Raw genomic sequence first — 18,250 nt, forward strand, 5'->3', positions numbered from 1 at the left:
AGGAAGATCTTGGTCGATCCCCTGAATAGCAGAGGCACTTCCCTTATCTCGCGCACCCTTGACACCGCCGCCCAGTCCTTAACTTCGTGGCATTGGATGTTGGCGCTGCATCGACAGCGGGCCTGGACGGCACTTGACGCGCCCGCCTGCCCGGTCCGTGAGCCTGCGGTGCCACCAGGAAGCCACCCCGTTCCAGCGGGCGCGTCATACCAAGCAGCACCGGCGCGGCCCCGTCCTGGAGTTCACCCCCGCGGCTTTCCAGGACTTCCTCGACGCCGTCAAGGCGGGCGAGTTCCCGGTCCAGCTGTAACCCTGGCGAGAGCCGGGCGCGCGAGGCCCGACGGGCGCGCGCCCCGCGGCAGGACGCGGCGGCCGTCCGAGGCGGGGCACGACCGCCTCCACCCGGTCCGCGGCGCTCAGCTCGCTGCGGCGTCGGACCTGGCGATCGCGCCCGGTCCTGGGGTGCGGCGGACGTCCTGCGGGGCGAGGTGGCCGTGGCCCGCGGCGCACTCCAGGACGACCCTGACCGGGGCGTCGCACGGGCTCGTGTCGTCGGCGGGCTGGTGCCGGACGACGACCGACGGGCCCTGCGGGTCGGCGAGGTAGGTGTCGCCCCACTCCAGGAGCGCGATGAGGGTCGGGCGCAGCGCGTGGCCCTGGTCGGTGAGCTCGTAGGCGAAGCGCTGGCGGTCTCCGGGTTCGCGGTAGGGGACGCGGCGCAGGACTCCGGCGGTGACCAGGGTGTCGAGTCGGCTGGCGAGGAGGTTCTTGGCGATGCCGAGGCGGGTGTGGAACTCGCCGAAGCGGTGGGCGCCGTCGAGTGCCTCGCGGACGATCAGCAGGGACCAGCGTTCCCCCACCACCGAGAGGGCGCGTGCCACCGAGCAGTTCACCGGGTCGATCCGCCGTGTCTCCATGGGACCAGCCTACCGATCTGGGTTTACGAACTGTACTCAGCGGGGGTAACCTCCGGTCAGGTTCTGAGTTTAAAAACTAAACCCAAAGGGGGTTCGGCCATGCCCATGCTCGACGTGTACGTTCCCGACGGTGCGCTGCGGCCCGATGCCGAGGCGGCGCTGATGGAGCGGATCACGGAGATCCTGATCCGCCATGAGGGGTTCGACCCCGCCGATCCGGTGGCCCGGTCCGTGTCCTGGCTGTTCCTCCACCGGCCGGCGGCCGTGTTCGTCGGCGGAAAGCCCGCGGACGCGCCCCGCTACAAGGTCGTGCCGTCGGTGCCCGAGGGGCAGCTCGACGAGCGGAAGCGGGCGGGTGTCATCGCCGAGGTCACCGAGGCGATCCTGGACGCCGAGGACGGCGCCTGGCCGCGCGATCCCGGCCGCGTCTGGGTCTTCCCCACGCAGATCCCGGAGGGCCACTGGGGCGGTTGGGGGCGGATCAGGCCGCTGGCGGCGATCCTCGCCCGGCTCGGCGGCGGCGACAGCGGGCGCGCCGGTGCGCTGGCGCGTGAGCGGATCGCCGCCAGCCGCGCCGAACGCGCCCTGCTGCCCTGACGCCGGCGCTGCGGGCCGCGCCGTGCGCGGGAAGTCGGCGGGGCCGACTTCCCGCGCACGGGGGTGCTGACCTTGTGGCGATCCGGGTGGGAGGCCGTCAGGGCCGACGCGGCCGGTGCCGGTTCAGCGGGTGTCGCGGGCCGCGCGGAGGATGAGGTCGGCGACCGCGCCCGGGCGGGAGACCGCGACCGCGTGGGAGGCGTTGTCGACGGTGACGGTGCGGGCGTGGGCGCGCTCGGCCATCCACTGCTCGGCCTTCGGCGGGATGTTGTGGTCCTGGCCGGCGACCAGGGCGTAGGAGGGAATGTCCTTCCAGGCCGCCTGTGAAGCCTTCTCCTCCAGGGCGAGGGTGGAGACCGGCCGCTGGGTGGCCGCCATGATCGCGGCGGTGGCAGCGGGGACATCGGCGGCGAACTGGTGGCGGAACAGGTCCTGCTTGATGGTCAGTTCGGTGCCGGTGCCGCCGCCGGGCAGGGGGTAGGAGCTGGTGTTGAGGGTCTCGCCCAGGGTGCTGCCGGGGAACTTGCCGGCCAGCTCGCCGGCGCTCTCGCCGACGTTCGGGATGAACGCGGCGATGTAGACCAGCGCCTTCACGTCGGGGTCGCCGGCGGCGGCCTGGGTGATCACCGAGCCGCCGTAGGAGTGGCCGACCAGGACCACGGGCCCGTGCACGCCGTCCAGGACGCTGCGCAGGTAGGCGGCGTCGCTGCTCACGCCGCGCAGCGGGTTGGCGGTGGCGATGACCGGGTAGCCGTCGCGCTGCAGTCGCTGGATGACGCCGGACCAGCTGGAGGCGTCGGCGAAGGCGCCGTGGACGAGCACGACGGTGGGCTTGGCCTGGCTCGCCCCGGCCTTCTGCGAGGCGGCGCTGCTGCTCACCGTGGTGGCGGCCAGCAGGGAGCCCGCCACGGCAGAGGCGAGGGCCACGGTCGTGACGGCACGCAGAGCCGAACGGCTGCGGGAGGGACGGGACATGACGGTCTCCTTGAAAGGCAGTCGCCGGTGACACGGTCTGGCAGGAAGGCGCGGGATGTGCCGCGTTTCGAAACGCTTTGACCAGCGACGATGGTTGAACGACCGAACCGAAGAGGTCGGTCGGGCCCAGCACGGTCGGCCGGAAGGGTCTGCGCGGTGCGCGGCGTCCGGCCATGGGGGGGTGCGGGGGCGCCTGGGGGCGGCCCGGGCGGAGCCGGACCGCCCTGGCGCGGGGTCAGGAGGTGCTGTGCAGGCCGGTGTAGAGGAAGCGGTTGGCCTGGTCGACGGCTGCCTCGGCGGCGTTGGTGTTCGCGAGGGCGTTGAGCATGGCGAAGTCGTGGATGACGCCGGAGTAGCGGACGGTGGTGATGTCGTTGCCGGCGGCGCGGAGCTTGGCGGCGTACGCCTCGCCCTCGTCCCGCAGGACGTCGGCCTCGTCGGTGATGACCAGGGCCTTGGGCAGGCCCTTGAGCTGGTCGAGGCCGGCGCGCAGCGGGGAGGCGAGGATCTGCTGGCGGTCCTTGGCGTTCGGGGCGTAGGCGTCCCAGAACCACTTCATGGCCTTGCGGGTCAGCCAGGGGCCGTCGGCGAACTCCCGGTAGGAGGGGGTTTCGAAGTTGGCGTCGGTGACGGGGTAGAAGAGCACCTGCTCGCGCAGGGCGGGGCCGCCGCGCTGCTTGGCCATGAGCGTGACGGCGGCCGTCATGTTGCCGCCGACGCTGTCGCCGGCGACGGCGATCCGGGAGCCGTCGACGTTGATCTCGTCACCGTGCTCGGCGACCCACGTGGTGGCCGCGTAGGCCTGCTCGATGGCGATGGGGTAGCGGGCCTCGGGTGAGGGCGTGTAGTCGACGAAGACGACGGCGGCCTGGGCGCCGTTGGCGATCTGGCGGACCAGCCGGTCGTGGGTGTTCTCGTTGCCGAGGACCCAGCCGCCGCCGTGGAAGTACATGACGGCCGGGAGCTTGTCGCTCACGCCGGCGGGGCGGACGATCCGGATGGTCACCTCACCGGTGGGTCCCACCTTGAGGGTGCGGTGGCTGACGTCGGCCGGCGGTGTGTCGACGGGCCCGCTCTGCGCGCTGTCGAGCGCCTTGCGGGCGTCGTCGTAGGACAGCGTGTAGATCGGCGGATTCTTCGCGGCCGCGTCGGCGAACGCCTGGGCGTCCTTCTCCAGAACCGGGGCGGTCGACTTGGCGGGCGCGGGGGCGGGGGAGGCCGAGGCGTTGGCGGCGATCGTGGCCCCGGCGACGAGGGCGGCGGCCGCGGCGGCGGCGACCTTGCGGTTGATGCGGAAGGGGACGGCGCGCATGGGGAAACTCCTGAGTCGCCTCTCGGTGGTCGAAGAGGGCAAGGCCCCAGGCTAGGACCCCGTGTCCGCCCCGCCTTTGCACGCAGCGCACTCGTTCCGGCCGGTCCGCGCACCCGTCGCCGGCGCCGCACCTGGGTGCCGATCGCCGCGGAGCGACGGGCGCAGGGATGGGGCTGCGCGTTCGGGCTGCGCAGCCCCACCCCTGTGCCTTAGCCGACTCCCCCGCGGCTGGAGGACAGGCCCCGACGGGGTGTCAGGCGGGGCGGATGCCCGGGTTGCCGGCCTCGGTGGTGAAGGAGGCGGCGGTGGACAGGGTGCCGCCGGGGCGGGTGATGTGGGAGACCACCCGGTAGTCGGCGCGGGCGCGGCGGTGGTCCAGGGTGAGCACGGTGTAGCCGCGGCGCCCGTCGTAGAACTTCATGTGCGCGTTGGCGGACATGAGGTTGTTCCAGTTGGACGGCTTCTCCTCGCCGTCGCCGTCGCTGCTGATCGAGGTGCCGACGAACTCCACGCCCACGGTGCGGGAGGTGGGGTCGTCGAAGTTGCGCTTGACGTCCAGGGCGTAGGCGACGTGCACGTCGCCGGTGAGCAGCACGAGGTTCTCGACGCCGGCCTGGTCGACGGCCTGCAGGAAGCGCTCGCGGGCGGCGGGGTAACCGTCCCAGGCGTCCATGGAGAGCTTGGAGCGCTCGGCGGTGGTGTTCTTGCGGCGGGAGAAGACGACCTGCTGGGGCACCACGTTCCAGGTGGCCTTGGAGTGGCGCAGCCCGTCGGCGAACCAGCGTTCCTGGGTGGCGCCCATCAGGGTGCGCTTGGGGTCGTCGGACTCGGGGGTGGGGTACTGCCAGCCGTCGCCGTTGGCCTGGTCGTCGCGGTACTGGCGGGTGTCGAGGATGTCGAACTGGGCGAGGCGGCCGAAGTGGACGCGCCGGTAGAGGGTCAGGTCGGTGCCGTCGGGCTGGGGCATGCGCAGCGGCTGGTTCTCCCAGTAGGCGCGGTAGGCGGCGGCGCGGCGGGCGACGAAGGGGGCCGGGTCCTGGTTCTTCTCGGGGATGCCGGCGGCGTAGTTGTTCTCCACCTCGTGGTCGTCCCAGGTGACGTACCAGGGGTGGGCGGCGTGGGCGGCCTGGAGGTCGGGGTCGGTCTTGTAGAGGGAGTAGCGCAGCCGGTAGTCCTCGAGGGTGGTGGTCTCGTGGTTGAAGTGGGCCGGCAGGGTGCGGTCGGTGTACTTGCGGTCGCCGCCGACGGCGTCGATGCCGTACTCGTAGATGTAGTCGCCGACGTGGAAGACGGCGTCGAGGTCTTCGCCGGCGAGGTGGCGGTAGGCGGTGAAGTAGCCGTCTTCGTAGGCCTGGCAGGAGACGAAGGCGATGCGGGCGCTGTCGAGCTTGCGGCCGCGCGGCGGGGCGGTGCGGGTGCGGCCGACGGGGCTGGTCCAGGAGCCGACGGTGAAGCGGTACCAGTACGTGCGGGCGGCGTCGAGGCCGTCGGCGTCGACGTGGACGGCGTAGTTGAACTCGGCGTGGGCGCGGGCGGTGCCGCGGCGCTCGACGCGGCGGAAGTTCTCGTCGCGGGCGATCTCCCAGCCGACCTTGACCGAGCCGGTGGGCGGCATGCCGGAGCCGGGTTCCAGGGGGCGCGGGGCCAGGCGGGTCCAGAGCACGACGGCTTCGGAGGTGGCGTCGCCGGAGGCCACGCCGAGGGTGAAGGGGTTGTCGCCGATGGCGCGCGGGGCGATCTCGTTGTCGGCGGCGTGCGCGGAGGGCAGGTTGACGCTGAAGGCGAGCGCGGCGGCGGCCGAGGTGACGGTCAGGAAGCGGCGCCGGTCCAGGCGGGCGGCGGCCTCGCGCAGCATCCGGTCGGGCGTGGGGCGGTCGGCGGGGCGGGTCATGGGGGGGTGGCCTTTCGCGGTTCGGGGGTGTGCGAAGGGAATTGGAGTGGACCACCCCGTACTGCGGGGGTCGGGATTCCGGCAGCAGAGTGAGCATCTGATGTCAGACCCGTGAAGGTCCGGCACTTCGCCCCGAAGCGGATGAACCGTCATGTTCCGGGCGTTCCCGTGGGGGCGGGCGGGGTCCGCCCGGCGGCGAGCCCCGCCCGCGGGCCGCCCGGGCGCCGTCCGGGGCCGTGCGCGGGCCGCCCGGGGGCCCGGTGGGCGGGGTGTGCGCCATGGGCGGGTCAAGGCGCGTGCCCCGGGCCGTGTGAGGAGGGACCGGGTGGTCAGACGACTTCGAGGTTGGCCATCATCCCCATGTCCTCGTGCTCGGCGTTGTGGCAGTGGAAGAGGTAGCGGCCGCGGTAGCCGTCGAAGCGGGTGATGATCTCCACCGACTCCCCCGGGCGCAGCGAGACGGTGTCCTTGAGGCCGGCGTCGTGGGGCTGTGGGGGTCTGCCGGCGCGGCTGAGGATGCGGAAGCCGACGAGGTGGAGGTGGACGGGGTGGTGGATGTCGGCGATCAGGCGCCAGATCTCGGTGTCGCCGAGGGGGACGGTGACGTCGGTGCGGGCGGGGTCGAAGGGGCGGCCGCCGATGAGCCAGCCGTGGCCGCCGTTCATCCGGCCGGTGCGGAAGGCGAAGTCGCGGGTGCGGACGGCGTCCTGGCGGTGCCAGTCGGGCAGGTCGATGCAGAGGGTGGGCGGGATGCGGCTGTCGTCGGTGGCGGGGCGGCGGGTGATGCGGAAGGCCATGACGTCGCGGGTGCGGCCGGTGCCGAGGCGGTTGACGATGCGTACGAGGGAGCCGACGGGGGCGGTGGCGAAGTCGACGACGAGGCTCGGGCAGTTCCTGGCGGTGGCGCGGCTGGAGCACCTGAGCCGGGCGGCCGAGGAACTGCGTGTCGCCCAGCCGTCGTTGAGCCGCTCCATCGCCCGGCTGGAGGCCGAGCTGGGCACCCCGCTGTTCGAGCGCGGCGGGCGGCTGCGGCTGAACGCGGCCGGGCACCTGTTCCGCGGCTACGTGGAGCGTTCGCTCGGCGAACTGGAGGCGGGCCGGCGGGCGGTGGCCGAGGCCGCCGGGCAGGGGCTGGGCACGGTACGGCTGGCCTCGCAGACGTTCCTGGCCTTCAGCGGGCCGCTGGCAGCGTTCAAGTGCGGCCACCCGGGGGTGGAGATCGAGCTGCACCAGCTGCCCGCGCAGGAGATGGCGCGGCGGCTGCGCTCCCAGGACGTCGACCTCGCCGTCGCCTCCCAGCCCGTCACCGCCGAGGGCCTGGAGTCGGTGCTGCTGCTGGAGGAGGAGGTGGGGCTGGCCGTCCCGGTGGGCGACCCGCTGGCCGGGCGCGCCCGGGTGGGCATCGAGGAGCTCGCCGGGCGGCCGTTCATCGCCGCCCGCCCCGGGCACTGGCAGCGCCGCCTGCTGGACCGGCTGTTCGCCGCCCAGGGCCTGGTGCCGCGGATCGTCTGCGAGAGCGACGAGGCCGGCGCCATCGCCGAGCTGATCAGCGCGGGCCTGGGCATCGGCCTGGTACCCGACGTCGCCCGGCGCACCGCCACCCGCCTGCCGCTGGTGTGGGTCGGCGTCGACAGCCCTGACTGCCGGCGCTCCCTGACCCTCTTCTGGGACGCGCAGGTGCGCCTGCCCGCCCCCGCCCGCCTGCTGCGCGAGGCGATCGCCGGCTGGGACTGGACGCGGGGCCCGGCGGACGGCACGGCGGCCGGTCGGGCTGACGGCACGGCGGGCGGTCGGGCGGGCGGGGGCTTGTGAGAACCGGCGCCGGGCCTACAGCTTGGCGGCCGAGAAGGTGTCGCACTGGGCGAGGTCGCCGCTGCGGTAGCCGGTGGTGAACCAGGCCTTGCGCTGCTCGGCGGAGCCGTGCGTCCAGGCCTCCGGGTTGATCCGGCCGGTGGCCTGCTGCTGGATCCGGTCGTCGCCGACCGCCGCGGCCGCGTCCAGGCCCTGGGCGATGTCCTGGTCGGTGAGCGAGGCGATCAGCGGACGGCCGGTGGAGGGCTGGGGGGTGGTGGTCGCGTGGTGCGCCCACACCCCGGCGTAGCAGTCGGCCTGCAGTTCCAGGCGCACCGAGCCGCTGGTGGCGCCCTGGCGGTCGCCCCCGACCTTCTGCATGGCGCCGGTGAGGTTCTGGATGTGGTGGCCGTACTCGTGGGCGACGACGTAGGACTCGGCGAACGGGCCGCCCTTGGCGCCGAAGCGGGCGGACAGGTCGTTGAAGAAGCCCAGGTCGAAGTAGGCCTTCTTGTCGCCGGGGCAGTAGAACGGGCCCACCGAGGAGGTCGCCGGCCCGCAGGCGGTGGAGACCTGGCCGGTGAACAGCACCGTCTCGGCGTTCTTGTACGGGACCTTGGCGGCGCGCGGCAGTTCGGTGCGCCAGAACTCCTGGAGGCTGTTGGTGACCGCCACGATCCGGCAGTCCTGGCGCTTGTTGGCGTCCGCCCCGGTCTTGCAGGCCTGCTGCGCCTCGCCGGAGGTGCGCGCGGCGGAGGAGTTGGTGGAGGAGCCGGAGCCGGAGGACAGGCCCAACAGTTGCGGGTCGACGCCGAGGGCGACCGCGACCAGCACCGCGATCAGGCCCACGGCCCCGCCGCCGATGGCGAGCTTCCCACCGGGGATGCCGCGCCGGTCGTCCACCTGCGAGGTGTCGAGGTCGCCCTGGTCGTCGAACTGCATGTGCCCCTGCCTGCCCGTTTCTGTCGTGTTCCGCCCTACTGGTGACGGTCTGTGCCGCCGACGGCCCGGACCAGCCTACGGGCCCCGGCCCGGGCGCGGGCGCAGCGGGGCCCCGGGGGCGGGCGCGGCGGGGCCCGAGGGTGGCGGTGTGTGCGGGGTGGGCGGCGGGGCCCGGGGGTGGCGGTGTGTGCGGGGTTGGCGGCCGGTGGTGCCCGGCCCTCCCAGGGTGGGGAGGGCCGGGCGGTGCGGGTCAGCCGGCCGGTGTGGGGGCCGGTGCGGGGGCGTAGCCGGCCGGGCGGGTGGTGAAGGTGCCGCGGCCCTGGGTGCGGCCGCGCAGGCGGCCCGCGTAGCCGAAGAGTTCGGCGAGCGGGACCAGGGCGCTGACGTGGGCGGTGGCGGTGGCGGGGCCGGGTTCGGTGGCGCGGATGTGGCCGCGGCGGGCGGCGAGGTCGCCGAGGACGGTGCCCAGGGCGTCCTCGGGCACGGTGACGCCCACCTCGGCGAGCGGTTCGAGCAGGTGCATGCGCGAGGCGCGCAGGGCCTCGCGCAGGCCGAGGCGGGCGGCGGTGCGGAAGGCGAGTTCGGAGGAGTCCTTGGGGTGGGTGGCGCCGTCGGTGAGGGTGACGGCGACGCCGGTGACCGGGTGCCCGCCGAGCGGGCCGTCGGTCAGGGCGTCGCGGCAGCCGGCCTCGACGGCCTGGACGTACTCGCGCGGCACCCGTCCGCCGGTGACGGTGGAGGTGAACGCGAAGTCCCCCTCGGTGCCCGCCGGCAGGGGGTGGACGTCGAGGACGAGGTGGGCGAACTGGCCCGCGCCGCCGTCCTGTTTGGCGTGCCGGTAGGTGAAGCCGGTGACGCCCTGGAGGAGGGCCTCGCGCAGCGCGACGCGCGGGCGCCCGACCACGGCTTCGACGCCGCTCTCGCGCCGGATCTTCTCCACCGCGACCTCCAGGTGCAGTTCGCCCAGTCCGGACAGGGTGCGCTGGCCGGTCTCGGGGTCGGTGGCCGCGCGCAGCGCGGGGTCCTCCTCGGTGAGGCGGGCGAGGGCGGTGGCGAGCTTGTCGGTGTCGGTGGCGCGGCGGGCCTCGACGGCGACGGTGACGACCGGTTCGGTGCTCACGGGGGCCTCCAGGACGATGGGGTGCTCGGCGTCGCACAGGGTGGCGCCGACGCGGGTGTGCTTGGGGCCGGCGACGGCGACGATGTCGCCGGCGCGCGCCTCGTCGGTCTCGGTGTGGCGGCCGGCCGGGTCGGTGAAGATGCGGGCGACGCGTTCGCGGCGGCCGGTGGTGGTGTCGAGCACGGTGTCCCCCTTGCGCAGGGTTCCGGCGTACAGGCGCAGGTGGGTCAGGCGCCCGGTGGGGGCGGCGGTGACCTTGAACGCCAGGGCGGTCAGGGGCTGTTCGGGGTCGGCCTCGCGTTGCTGGGTGCCGTCGGCGGAGCGGGTGGGCGGGACGTCGAGCGGGGAGGGCAGGTAGGCGACGGCGGCGTCCAGGAGCGGTTCGATGCCGCGGTTGCGGTAGGCGGAGCCGCACAGCACCACGACGGCCTCGCCGGTGCGGGTGAGGTCGCGCAGGGCGGTGGTGATGGTGGCGGCACTCAGGGTGGCGTCGGCGCAGAACTCCTCCAGGGCGTCGGGGTGCAGTTCGGCCACCGCCTGCGCCAGGGCGTGGCGGCGCTCGGCGGCCTCGGCCCCGAGGTGGGCGGGGACCGGGCCCTCGTGCGGGGTTCCGTCGTCGTGCCAGGTGAGGGTGCGCAGGTGCACGAGGTCGACGACGCCGGTGAACGACTCCTCGGCGCCGATGGGCAGTTGGACGGCCAGCGGGCGCGGGTGCAGGCGTTCGCGGATGGCGTCGACGGCAGCGTCCAGGTCGGCGCCGGCGCGGTCGAGCTTGTTGACGAAGGCGATGCGCGGCACGCCGTGGCGTTCGGCCTGGCGCCACACCGACTCGCTCTGCGGCTCGACGCCGGCGACCGCGTCGAACACCGCCACCGCGCCGTCGAGCACGCGCAGGCAGCGCTCGACCTCGTCGGCGAAGTCGACGTGGCCGGGGGTGTCGATGAGGTTGATCCGGTGCCCGGCCCAGGCGCAGGTGACGGCGGCGGCGAAGATGGTGATGCCGCGTTCGCGTTCCTGGGGGTGGCAGTCGGTGACGGTGGTGCCGTCGTGGACCTCGCCGCGCTTGTGGGTGGTGCCGGTGAGGTAGAGGATCCGCTCGGTGACGGTGGTCTTGCCGGCGTCGACGTGGGCGAGGATGCCGAGGTTGCGGACGGCGGCGATGGCGTCGTTCGCGGTGCCGGTGGTGGTGTTCGCGGCGGTGGTGGTGTGGGTGCGCATGGCCCGGGTGCCTTTCGAGGCGGTTCGCTTCTGGGTGGGCGCGCGATCGTGCAGTGCCGCTGATGGTCCGTCAGATCCGGTGTCGTGGCCGGCCCGCGCGAGGACGTGGCGGGGCGCTTGGGTTGTCAGACGGTGGCGGCACTGCTCCGGTGCCGGCCGCGCAGCGGGCACCGGGAGGGGAGGGACATCAGGATCACCTCGTACCGCGACGCGGGAGAGGGGGCGGCGGCGCTGCGCTTCGGCATGGCCGCCCGCCTCCTCTCCTCGTTGCTGTCGTCGTCGCGGTCGTCGCGGTCCGGCCGCGCTTCGGGGCGCGGCCGCGTGGCGAGTGTAGGGAAGGCGGGCCGTACAGGGCGACGGGTTTTCACGGCCCGCGGCTTACGGCTCGCGGCTTACGGCTCGCGGTTTGCGGCGTGCGGCCTGCGGTTCACGGGGCCCGGAAGCGCAGCACCGCCTCGGACCAGCCGTCGTCGCCCGCCCCGGCGTCCAGGGCGGCGCCGATGGCGCGTTCCTCGTACGCGAAGTGGGAGTCCATGATGGCGGCGAGGCCGTCGAGTTCGCGTCCGACGGCCTCCAGGTCGGCGCTGGGGGCCGCCTCGGCGGTAGCGGTGGTGGCGGCCTGGTCGGCGAGGTCGCGCACACGGGTGAGGATGTGGGTGATGAGGCCGTGGTCCTCGACGAGTTTGCCGATGGTCGGTGCCAGGTCGGGGCGTTCGCGCAGGAGGTGGGCGAACAGGCCGGTGCCCTCGCCCTGGTGGTGGTGCGTCAGGGCGGTGCAGAAGGCCAGGCAGTGGGCGAGGAGCGGGTCGTCGTGGCCGTCCGGGCCGTCCGGGCGGCGGGGCCGGCCGAGGTCGGCGCGCAGGTCGGCGAGGCGGCGGCACAACTCCTGGTGCGCGCGGGCGAGTTGCAGGCTGAGGGCGGCCGTACGGCCGGTGGGGCGGGAGGCCACGGGGGCGGTCCCTTCGGTTGCGCACCTCCATGCCTGACGCGGCCCGTCACCGGCACGCGATGCTCACGCCATCCGATCACGCGTCCCGGCCGGCGGGCAAGCGCGCCGCCGGTGACGGCCGGTCTCCGGGCCGCCGCCACTACCCGCCGTCACTGCCGGGTGTCACTGTCCGCCGGCGAGGTCGCGCAGGGTCGCCTCGGCCTTCGGGGTCAGGGTGAGCGGGCCCTTGCCGGTCGTCCACACGGCCCGCACGTCCAGGCTGCGCAGGCGCCAGCCGTCGGGGGTGCGCACCGCCTCGCCGGTGAAGGTGCCGCCGACGTCGAAGTGGCCGCCGGGCTCCTCGCCGCGCGCCCGCCGGGTCGAGGCGAGGTGGACGTGGGTCATGACGGCGTTCCAGCGCACCGCGGCCCGGTCCCCGTCCAGGTCGATCATGTAGTTGGCGCCCACGTGCTGGGTCCGCTCGAACTTGCCGAGGGTGGCCTGCTCGGACTCGGCCAGCCCGTCGATCCCCTCGTGCTCCCCCACCGGCGAGGTGATCCGCACGTCGGGGGTGAAGTGGCGCCGCGACCACGCCTCGTCGAACCGCCCGCCGCCGCTGGGCACCGCGTCGAGGCTGAGCAGGTAGCCGTCGATGAGGCCGGTGATGTCGGCGCGGTCGGCGAGGACCCGGCCCCGCTGCTCGAGAGCGGCGAAGTCCGCGGCGGTGGGCGCGGCGGCAGTCGTGGCGGTGGTCATGGCGGGGCTCCCCGGGATCGCGGTGCGGGTCGCGGCCGGTGCGGCCGCGCACCACGGAGACTAGGAGTTCAAGTCGACTTGAGATCAAGGCCTCGGGACCCGCACCCGTCCCGTCCGTCGGCGGGATCGGACCCGGCGGCGGGTGCGGGATCCGCGGCGCGGGCGCGCGGGCGGCCGAGCAGGATTCCGGCGACCACCAGGGCCAGCCCCGCGCCCTGGCGCGCCCCGAAGGGATCGCCGTCCAGCGCGGCGCCCAGCAGGACGCCGGTGAGCGGGTTGAGCAGTCCGAGCAGGCCGACCGTGCCGGCCGGCAGGTGACGCAGTCCGGCGAACCAGCAGGTGAAGGCGAGCGCGGTGGCGACGACGGTGCTGTAGCCGAGGGCGAGCAGGGTGGGTGCGTCCGCGCGCGGGGGCGCGCCCTCGACGGCGGCGGCGAGCGGCAGCAGCACCAGGGCGCCCGCGGTCAGCTGCCAGGCGGTGGCGGCGAGCGGGTCGGCGCCCTCGCGCCAGCGGGCGGCCAGCACGTAGCCGACGGAGGAGACCAGCATCGCCGTGCCCGAGGCCGCCAGCCCGGCCCAGCCGATCCCCTCCCCGGGCCCGGCCAGTGCCAGCGCGACCCCGGCCAGGCCCACCACCGCCCCCGCCAGGTGCGCGCGGCGCGGGCGCCGGCCGACCAGTGCCCAGGCGGTGAGCAGCATGGCCAGCGGGGAGGCGGCCATGACGGTGGCGGCGGCGCTGGTGGGCAGCAGTTGGGAGGCGAGGTAGAGCAGGACGAAGAAGGCGGCGGTGTTGAGCAGGCCGAGCAGGGCGCTGCGCCACCACCAGGCGCCGTGCGGGCGGCGGCGGGCGAGGGCGAGCAGCAGCAGACCGGCGGGCAGGGCGCGCAGGGCGGCGCCCCACAGTGGGCGGTCGGCGGGCAGGTGGGTGTGGGTGACCCAGTAGTTGGCGCCCCAGGCGACGGGGGCGAGGGCGGTGAGCAGTACCCACCGCGCTTTGGCTTCCATGGAAGGCAATATAGCTTCCTGGGAAGCGATTGCGGGTAGGGTGGTGGTTCATGGAGCCCGACCAGCCCGAGGACCCGTACGCGGCCCCCCGCGAGGCCCCGTACGCGGACCACGTCGCCCAGATCCAGGCCGCGTGGCGGCGCGAGCGCCCCGACCTGGATGTCTCCCCGCTGGCCGTCATCGGGCGCCTGCACCGCCTCGCCGCCCGCCTGACCGCCGAGCTGACCCTGGTGTACCAGCGCTACGGGCTGGGCGAGGGCGAGTTCGACGTGCTCGCCGCGCTGCGCCGCGCCGGCGCCCCGTACGAGCGGGCCCCGGGCGAGCTGGCCGCGCACACGATGGTGACCACCGGGGCGATGACCAAGCGGATCGACCGTCTGGAGCGGGCCGGGCTGGTCACCCGCCGTCCCGCCGTGGACGACCGGCGCGGGCGGGTGGTGGCCCTCACCGATGCCGGGCGGCGGCTGTTCGACGAGGCGTTCACCGCCCACATCCGCAACGAGCACCGGCTGCTGGCCCACCTGAGCCCCGAGGAGGCCGCCTCCCTGCGGGGTCTGCTCGCCGCCTGGCAGCACCGCCTGGACGGCGCCGGCACCGGGGGCGGCACCGTCGGGGGCTCCGTCGGCGGGGAGGGCGGGCCGTGGGAAGCTGACGCATGACCAGCGCACCGCCCCCGCCCCCGGACGCCCCGCCGCCCTTCCCCGCTCCCCCGCCCGGCTGGGAGAATCCGGAGGTGCGGGCCGACCGGCGCCTGGTGGAGATGCTCCAGGAGCTGCGGGTGCTCCAGACCGGTGTGCAGATCGTCTTCGCCTTCCTGCTGGGTGTCGCCTTCACCCCGCGCTTCACCCAGCTCACCGACGCCCAGCAGGACATCTACGTCGCCACCCTGCTGCTGTCGGTCGTCGCCGCGGCCGTGCTGGCCACCCCGGTCGCGTTGCACCGCGGCCTGTACCACCACCCCGGCAAGCAACGGATCGTCACCGTCTCGGTCCGCATCGCCCAGGTGGGCCTGCTGCTGCTCGCCTGCGCGCTGACCGGGGCCGTGCTGCTGGTTCTGGACGTCGTCCTCGGCCCGGCGCCGGCGGTGCCGATCACCTGCGCGATCGCGCTGATCTTCGCCGTGCTGTGGTTCGTCCTGCCCTGGGCGGTGCGCCGCCGCGCCGCGCGCGACCGCACCTGACCCGCCCTGCCCCGCCCTCTCGCCCCACCCCTCGGGGCCGGTCCGTTCCCCGGACCGTCTACCGTGCCGGTATGCATACCGACGAAAGCCCGTGGGACGTCCTGCTGATCGGCGGCGCGTCCGGCCTCGGCAAGAGCCGCGCCGCCGCCCTGCTGTCCGCCCGGCACGGCGCGTTCGTGGTCGAGTTCGACGACGTCGTGGCCGCCCTGCAGGCCGCCACCACTCCCGCCGGCCACCCCGGCCTGCACCACTTCGCCGCCGTGCCCGACCCCGACGCGCTGCCCGCCGACCGCGTCCTGGAGCTGCAGATCGCCACCGCCCGCGCCCTGGACGACGCGCTGCTCGGCGTCGTGCGCAACCGGCTCACCGTCGACGTGCCCGCGGTCGTGGAGGGCGACTACCTCACCCCGGCCGCCGCCGCCCGCGCCGCCGCCGAGGCCGCCGGGCAGGGCCGGCGCGTGCGCGCGGTCTTCCTGCACGAGGACGACCCGCGGCGCATCGGCGCCAACTACGCGGACCGCGAGCCGGATTGCGGCCCCCAGCCGGAACGCGCCGCCGTCAGCGCCCGCTACAGCACCTGGCTCGCAGACCAGGCCCGCGCCCACGCCCTGCCCGTGGTCGACTGCCGCCCGTACGCCACCCTCCCCGAACGCCTGGCCGCCGCCCTGGCCTGACGGCCGGCCGGGCCACCGGCCCGACAGCCTCACCACGCCGCGGGCCCTCGGCCCGCCGTGCCCCGCCGGCCGGCCCCGCCCTCCCGGCCACCGGCCGCCCGGCCCCGCCCTCCCGGCCACCGGCCGCCCGGCGCGGCCTGCGGGCGGCCGCGCCCGGCCGGGGCACGGCACCGGATAGGGCGTGCGCCGCACGGGAGTCGACGCCCATCGCGGTCGGCGCCCTCGACCGTCCCGGCCCCCGCCCCGGCGCCGGCGGCCGCTGACGCCCGGCCGCGGCCGGGACGCGGCCGGGAGGCGGAAATGCCGGTGCGCGGCGCGGGCCCGCTGGGCACACTGATCCGATGATGACCGACCACTGGCCCCTGCGGGGGCTGCGCGTGACCTCGCCCCGCCTGGAGCTGCGCCTGCCCGACGAGGACGAACTGGCCGAGGTGGCGGACGTCGCCGCGCGGGGCGTCCACCTGCCCCAGGACCGTCCCTTCCTGACGCCCTGGGGCGAGCTGCCGGCGGCCGAACGCGCCCGGCACGTGCTGCAGTTGCACTGGGCGCGGCTGGGCAGCTGGAGCGCGGAGCACTGGACGCTGAACCTGGTCGCCTTCCACGAGGGGCGCCCGGTGGGCATCCAGGACATGCGGGCCAAGGAGTTCGGCGTGCGGCGCGAGATCGTCTCCGGTTCCTGGCTCGGCCTGGAGCACCAGGGCAGGGGCCTGGGCACCGAGATGCGCGCCGCGATGCTCCACCTGGCCTTCGCGGAGCTGGGCGCGCGGTCGGCGACCTCGCTGTCCTTCGCCGACAACCACTCCTCCCTGGCCGTCTCCCGCAAGCTCGGCTACCGCGACGACGGCATCGACCGCGACGTCCTGGACGGCCGGGTGGTGGTCTCCCGGCGCCTGCGCCTGACCCCCGAGGCCTGGGCCGAGCACGCCCGCACCCCGGTCACCGTCACCGGCCTGAGCGACGGCTGCCGCGCCCTGTTCGGCCTGCCCGGCTGACTTTCCCGCACGAGCGGGCGACTCACCCGGCCGTCCCCGGCGCGCGGCCACGGCCCCGCACCGGCCCGCCACCATCGCCTCCCCCGCGCCTCGGATCGGCATGGGGGGTCCTTGTGTCGGTGCCTGTTCAGGCGTCGAAGCGGATCTCGGGCCAGTGCGGAGTGGGGCCGTCCAGCAGCGGGGTGGGCACGGCACGCAGGTGGAGGTTGAAGTAGGCGGTGAGGTAGGCGCGTTGGGCGGCGACGGCGCGGCGGGGGTCGCCGGTGCCGAGGAAGTGCTCCAGTTGGTCGGGGGGCCAGGCGAAGGCGGGTTGGCCCTGGGGGACGAGCAGTTGGAGGTCGCAGTAGGACAGGTGTCCGGAGTGGGTGAGGGTCAGGCGCCGGCGCCAGCCGGTCAGGTGCGGCCACAGGGTGTCCCACATGGTGTCGCGGGCGGGGCTGTCCCAGGCGGAGGCCATCAGCAGCAGGGGGCGGTTCTGGTCGGCGGTGGCGCTGGTGCCGAACAGGGGGCCGTCGAGGATGGCGCCGGCGCGGATGCGCGGGTCGTCGTGGAGGGCCTGGGCGGTGGTGGCGCCGCCCATGGAGTGGCCGAACATGCCGACGGCGTCGAGGTCGAGGGCGGCGTCCAGGCCGGCGGGCAGCGGGCCGCCCGCGAGGTGGTCGAGGAGGAAGCGGACGTCGGCGGTGCGGTAGGCGACGATCTCGGCGTCGGTCATCGCCTGGACGCGGGCCTTGTCGCGTACTTCCAGGCGCCGGCCGGGGAATTCGACCTCGCCGGCGTCGTAGGTGTGGTCGACGGCGGCGACGACGTGGCCGTGGGAGGCGAGTTCCTCGGCGAGGGCGGTGTTGAAGGCGCTGTCGGCGCCGGAGCCGTGGGAGTTGAGGACGACGGGGTGGCGGCGGGTGCGGTCGGCGGGGGCGCCCGGGCGGGCGTGAGTGGTGGGCCAGGTGAGGCGGGCGTCGGGGACGCCGAAGTAGGCGGCCTGGAGGTGGGCGGTCTCGGCGGGGCTCATCCACGGCGCGTACGGGCCCCGGGCGCCGCTCGCGGCGGGGTACCAGAGGCGGGCGCGCAGTTCGCGCGGGCGCGGGGTGGGGGCCCAGGCGTCGGTGCGGGCGGTGTCGGTCAGGTGGAGCAGGGCGGTGCCGACGGGGCGCGGGCCGGTGGGCGCGGGCAGCCTCAGGCGGGGCTCCCCCGCTCCGCCGGCGGGCGCGGGAGCGGTGTCGGCGGGCGCGGTGTCGGCGCGTGCGGGCCCGGCACCGGCGGCGGCGCCGGCGGCACCCAGGGCCAGTGCCCCGAGAACGCGGCGGCGGGAGGGCGGGCGGCCGGGCTGGGGTCCGGTCATGGGCGTGGCTCCTTCGGCGGGCGGGGCGGCGGGTGCGGCGGGTGCGCGTCCACCGTGCCGCGTGGGCCCGCCCGGGCGCGTCCGCCCGCGGCAGGAGTCGCCACGGGGCGGTTGGGTCCGCGGGCCTACGCCTGCGGCGCCACCCCCGCGGCTCCTTCCCCTAGGGGTTCAACCGCCCGCTACGGCACCGGAGTTGCCGCGGGTGCAGCCGACGAGGCCAGCAGTGCGTCGAGCAGTCCGGGGAAGCGGGCGTCGAGGTCGGCGCGGCGCAGGCTGACGAAGCGGTTGCGTCCGGCGACGCGGGTGGTGGTGACGCCGGCCTCGCGCAGGACCCGCATGTGGTGGGAGACGGTCGACTTGTGGAGGTGTTCCAGGCCCAGGCCGCGCGGGTCGCAGGAGTGCTCGCCGCCGTCGGCGTAGCTGAGCAGCAGGGTCATGCGCACGGGGTCGCCGAGGGCGTGCAGGACCGTGACGAGTTCGATGTCGGCGGTGGCGGGCTGGGGAAGCCGCTCGTCGTCGCTCATGGCGCACGCTCCTCGGGGGCCGCAGGGGGATCAGGACGGTTTGACAATCATCCACCCATGCCCGAGTGTTTGGCGAGCGTCAAACTG

At 75.1% G+C, this 18,250-nt stretch carries 19 protein-coding genes; 7 read left to right on the forward strand and 12 right to left on the reverse strand.

Annotated features, from left to right (window positions below):
- Positions 1–157 precede the first annotated feature (157 nt).
- Positions 158–310 (forward strand): DUF397 domain-containing protein, encoded by a 153-nt coding sequence (locus ACWDBE_RS23075; RefSeq protein WP_449791987.1) that lies wholly within the window; start codon positions 158–160, stop codon positions 308–310.
- A gap of 106 nt (positions 311–416) precedes the next feature.
- Here ACWDBE_RS23075 and ACWDBE_RS23080 read toward each other — a convergent pair whose 3' ends face one another.
- A complete protein-coding gene (locus tag ACWDBE_RS23080) occupies positions 417–917 on the reverse strand; it encodes a winged helix-turn-helix transcriptional regulator (protein WP_449791988.1) in 501 nt (166 codons plus the stop codon).
- Between the two features lie 99 nt (positions 918–1,016).
- Here ACWDBE_RS23080 and ACWDBE_RS23085 point away from each other — a divergent pair, with 99 nt between their 5' ends.
- Positions 1,017–1,514 carry a hypothetical protein gene (locus ACWDBE_RS23085; RefSeq protein ID WP_449791989.1) on the forward strand — a complete coding sequence of 166 codons (498 nt, stop codon included), beginning with the start codon at positions 1,017–1,019 and terminating at the stop codon, positions 1,512–1,514.
- 123 nt (positions 1,515–1,637) lie between these two features.
- Here the strand turns inward: ACWDBE_RS23085 and ACWDBE_RS23090 are convergent, their stop codons facing one another.
- The 4 genes from ACWDBE_RS23090 to ACWDBE_RS23105 form a co-directional block, all read right to left on the reverse strand.
- Positions 1,638–2,489, reverse strand: a complete 852-nt coding sequence (locus ACWDBE_RS23090) for an alpha/beta fold hydrolase (protein ID WP_449808924.1) — start codon at positions 2,487–2,489, stop codon at positions 1,638–1,640.
- Between the two features lie 235 nt (positions 2,490–2,724).
- A complete protein-coding gene (locus ACWDBE_RS23095) occupies positions 2,725–3,801 on the reverse strand; it encodes an alpha/beta hydrolase (protein ID WP_449808925.1) in 1,077 nt (358 codons plus the stop codon).
- Positions 3,802–4,054: 253 nt separating this feature from the next.
- Positions 4,055–5,692, reverse strand: a complete 1,638-nt coding sequence (locus ACWDBE_RS23100; protein ID WP_449791992.1) for an alkaline phosphatase D family protein — start codon at positions 5,690–5,692, stop codon at positions 4,055–4,057.
- Between the two features lie 329 nt (positions 5,693–6,021).
- Positions 6,022–6,489: a multicopper oxidase domain-containing protein gene (locus ACWDBE_RS23105; protein WP_449791993.1), complete on the reverse strand. Its 468-nt coding sequence runs from the start codon at positions 6,487–6,489 to the stop codon at positions 6,022–6,024.
- 37 nt (positions 6,490–6,526) lie between these two features.
- Here ACWDBE_RS23105 and ACWDBE_RS23110 point away from each other — a divergent pair, with 37 nt between their 5' ends.
- Positions 6,527–7,504: a LysR family transcriptional regulator gene (locus ACWDBE_RS23110; RefSeq protein WP_449791994.1), complete on the forward strand. Its 978-nt coding sequence runs from the start codon at positions 6,527–6,529 to the stop codon at positions 7,502–7,504.
- A gap of 15 nt (positions 7,505–7,519) precedes the next feature.
- Here ACWDBE_RS23110 and ypfJ read toward each other — a convergent pair whose 3' ends face one another.
- The 5 genes from ypfJ to ACWDBE_RS23135 form a co-directional block, all read right to left on the reverse strand.
- On the reverse strand, positions 7,520–8,425 hold the full coding sequence (gene ypfJ, locus ACWDBE_RS23115) for a KPN_02809 family neutral zinc metallopeptidase (protein WP_449791995.1): 906 nt from the start codon (positions 8,423–8,425) through the stop codon (positions 7,520–7,522).
- A 250-nt stretch (positions 8,426–8,675) separates the two neighbouring features.
- Positions 8,676–10,763 carry an elongation factor G gene (fusA, locus tag ACWDBE_RS23120; RefSeq protein WP_449808926.1) on the reverse strand — a complete coding sequence of 696 codons (2,088 nt, stop codon included), beginning with the start codon at positions 10,761–10,763 and terminating at the stop codon, positions 8,676–8,678.
- Positions 10,764–11,190: 427 nt separating this feature from the next.
- Positions 11,191–11,712, reverse strand: a complete 522-nt coding sequence (locus ACWDBE_RS23125; RefSeq protein WP_449808927.1) for a hemerythrin domain-containing protein — start codon at positions 11,710–11,712, stop codon at positions 11,191–11,193.
- A 162-nt stretch (positions 11,713–11,874) separates the two neighbouring features.
- Positions 11,875–12,447, reverse strand: coding sequence for a nuclear transport factor 2 family protein (locus ACWDBE_RS23130; protein WP_449808928.1), 573 nt, complete (start codon positions 12,445–12,447; stop codon positions 11,875–11,877).
- Positions 12,448–12,515: 68 nt separating this feature from the next.
- A complete protein-coding gene (locus ACWDBE_RS23135; protein ID WP_449808929.1) occupies positions 12,516–13,451 on the reverse strand; it encodes a DMT family transporter in 936 nt (311 codons plus the stop codon).
- Positions 13,452–13,501: 50 nt separating this feature from the next.
- Between ACWDBE_RS23135 and ACWDBE_RS23140 the strand changes: the two genes are divergently transcribed.
- From ACWDBE_RS23140 to ACWDBE_RS23155, 4 genes are all read left to right on the forward strand, one after another.
- Complete coding sequence (locus tag ACWDBE_RS23140; protein WP_449808930.1) at positions 13,502–14,110, forward strand: MarR family winged helix-turn-helix transcriptional regulator; 609 nt, start codon at positions 13,502–13,504, stop codon at positions 14,108–14,110.
- Complete coding sequence (locus ACWDBE_RS23145) at positions 14,107–14,631, forward strand: DUF6328 family protein (protein ID WP_449792001.1); 525 nt, start codon at positions 14,107–14,109, stop codon at positions 14,629–14,631. Before ACWDBE_RS23140 ends, ACWDBE_RS23145 begins: the two co-directional genes overlap by 4 nt.
- Positions 14,632–14,702: 71 nt before the next feature.
- The gene (locus ACWDBE_RS23150) at positions 14,703–15,305 is read left to right on the forward strand and encodes an AAA family ATPase (protein WP_449808931.1); all 603 of its coding nucleotides are present in this window, start codon (positions 14,703–14,705) and stop codon (positions 15,303–15,305) included.
- Positions 15,306–15,646: 341 nt separating this feature from the next.
- Entirely contained in the window at positions 15,647–16,297 is a 651-nt protein-coding gene (locus tag ACWDBE_RS23155; protein WP_449808932.1) for a GNAT family N-acetyltransferase, read from the forward strand.
- A gap of 127 nt (positions 16,298–16,424) precedes the next feature.
- On the opposite strand, the gene ACWDBE_RS23160 is transcribed toward ACWDBE_RS23155, so the two are convergent.
- Positions 16,425–17,639: an alpha/beta hydrolase family protein gene (locus ACWDBE_RS23160; RefSeq protein WP_449808933.1), complete on the reverse strand. Its 1,215-nt coding sequence runs from the start codon at positions 17,637–17,639 to the stop codon at positions 16,425–16,427.
- A gap of 179 nt (positions 17,640–17,818) precedes the next feature.
- Positions 17,819–18,163: an ArsR/SmtB family transcription factor gene (locus ACWDBE_RS23165; RefSeq protein WP_449808934.1), complete on the reverse strand. Its 345-nt coding sequence runs from the start codon at positions 18,161–18,163 to the stop codon at positions 17,819–17,821.
- Positions 18,164–18,250 lie beyond the last annotated feature (87 nt).

The sequence above is a fragment of the Kitasatospora sp. NPDC001132 genome (assembly GCF_053598415.1).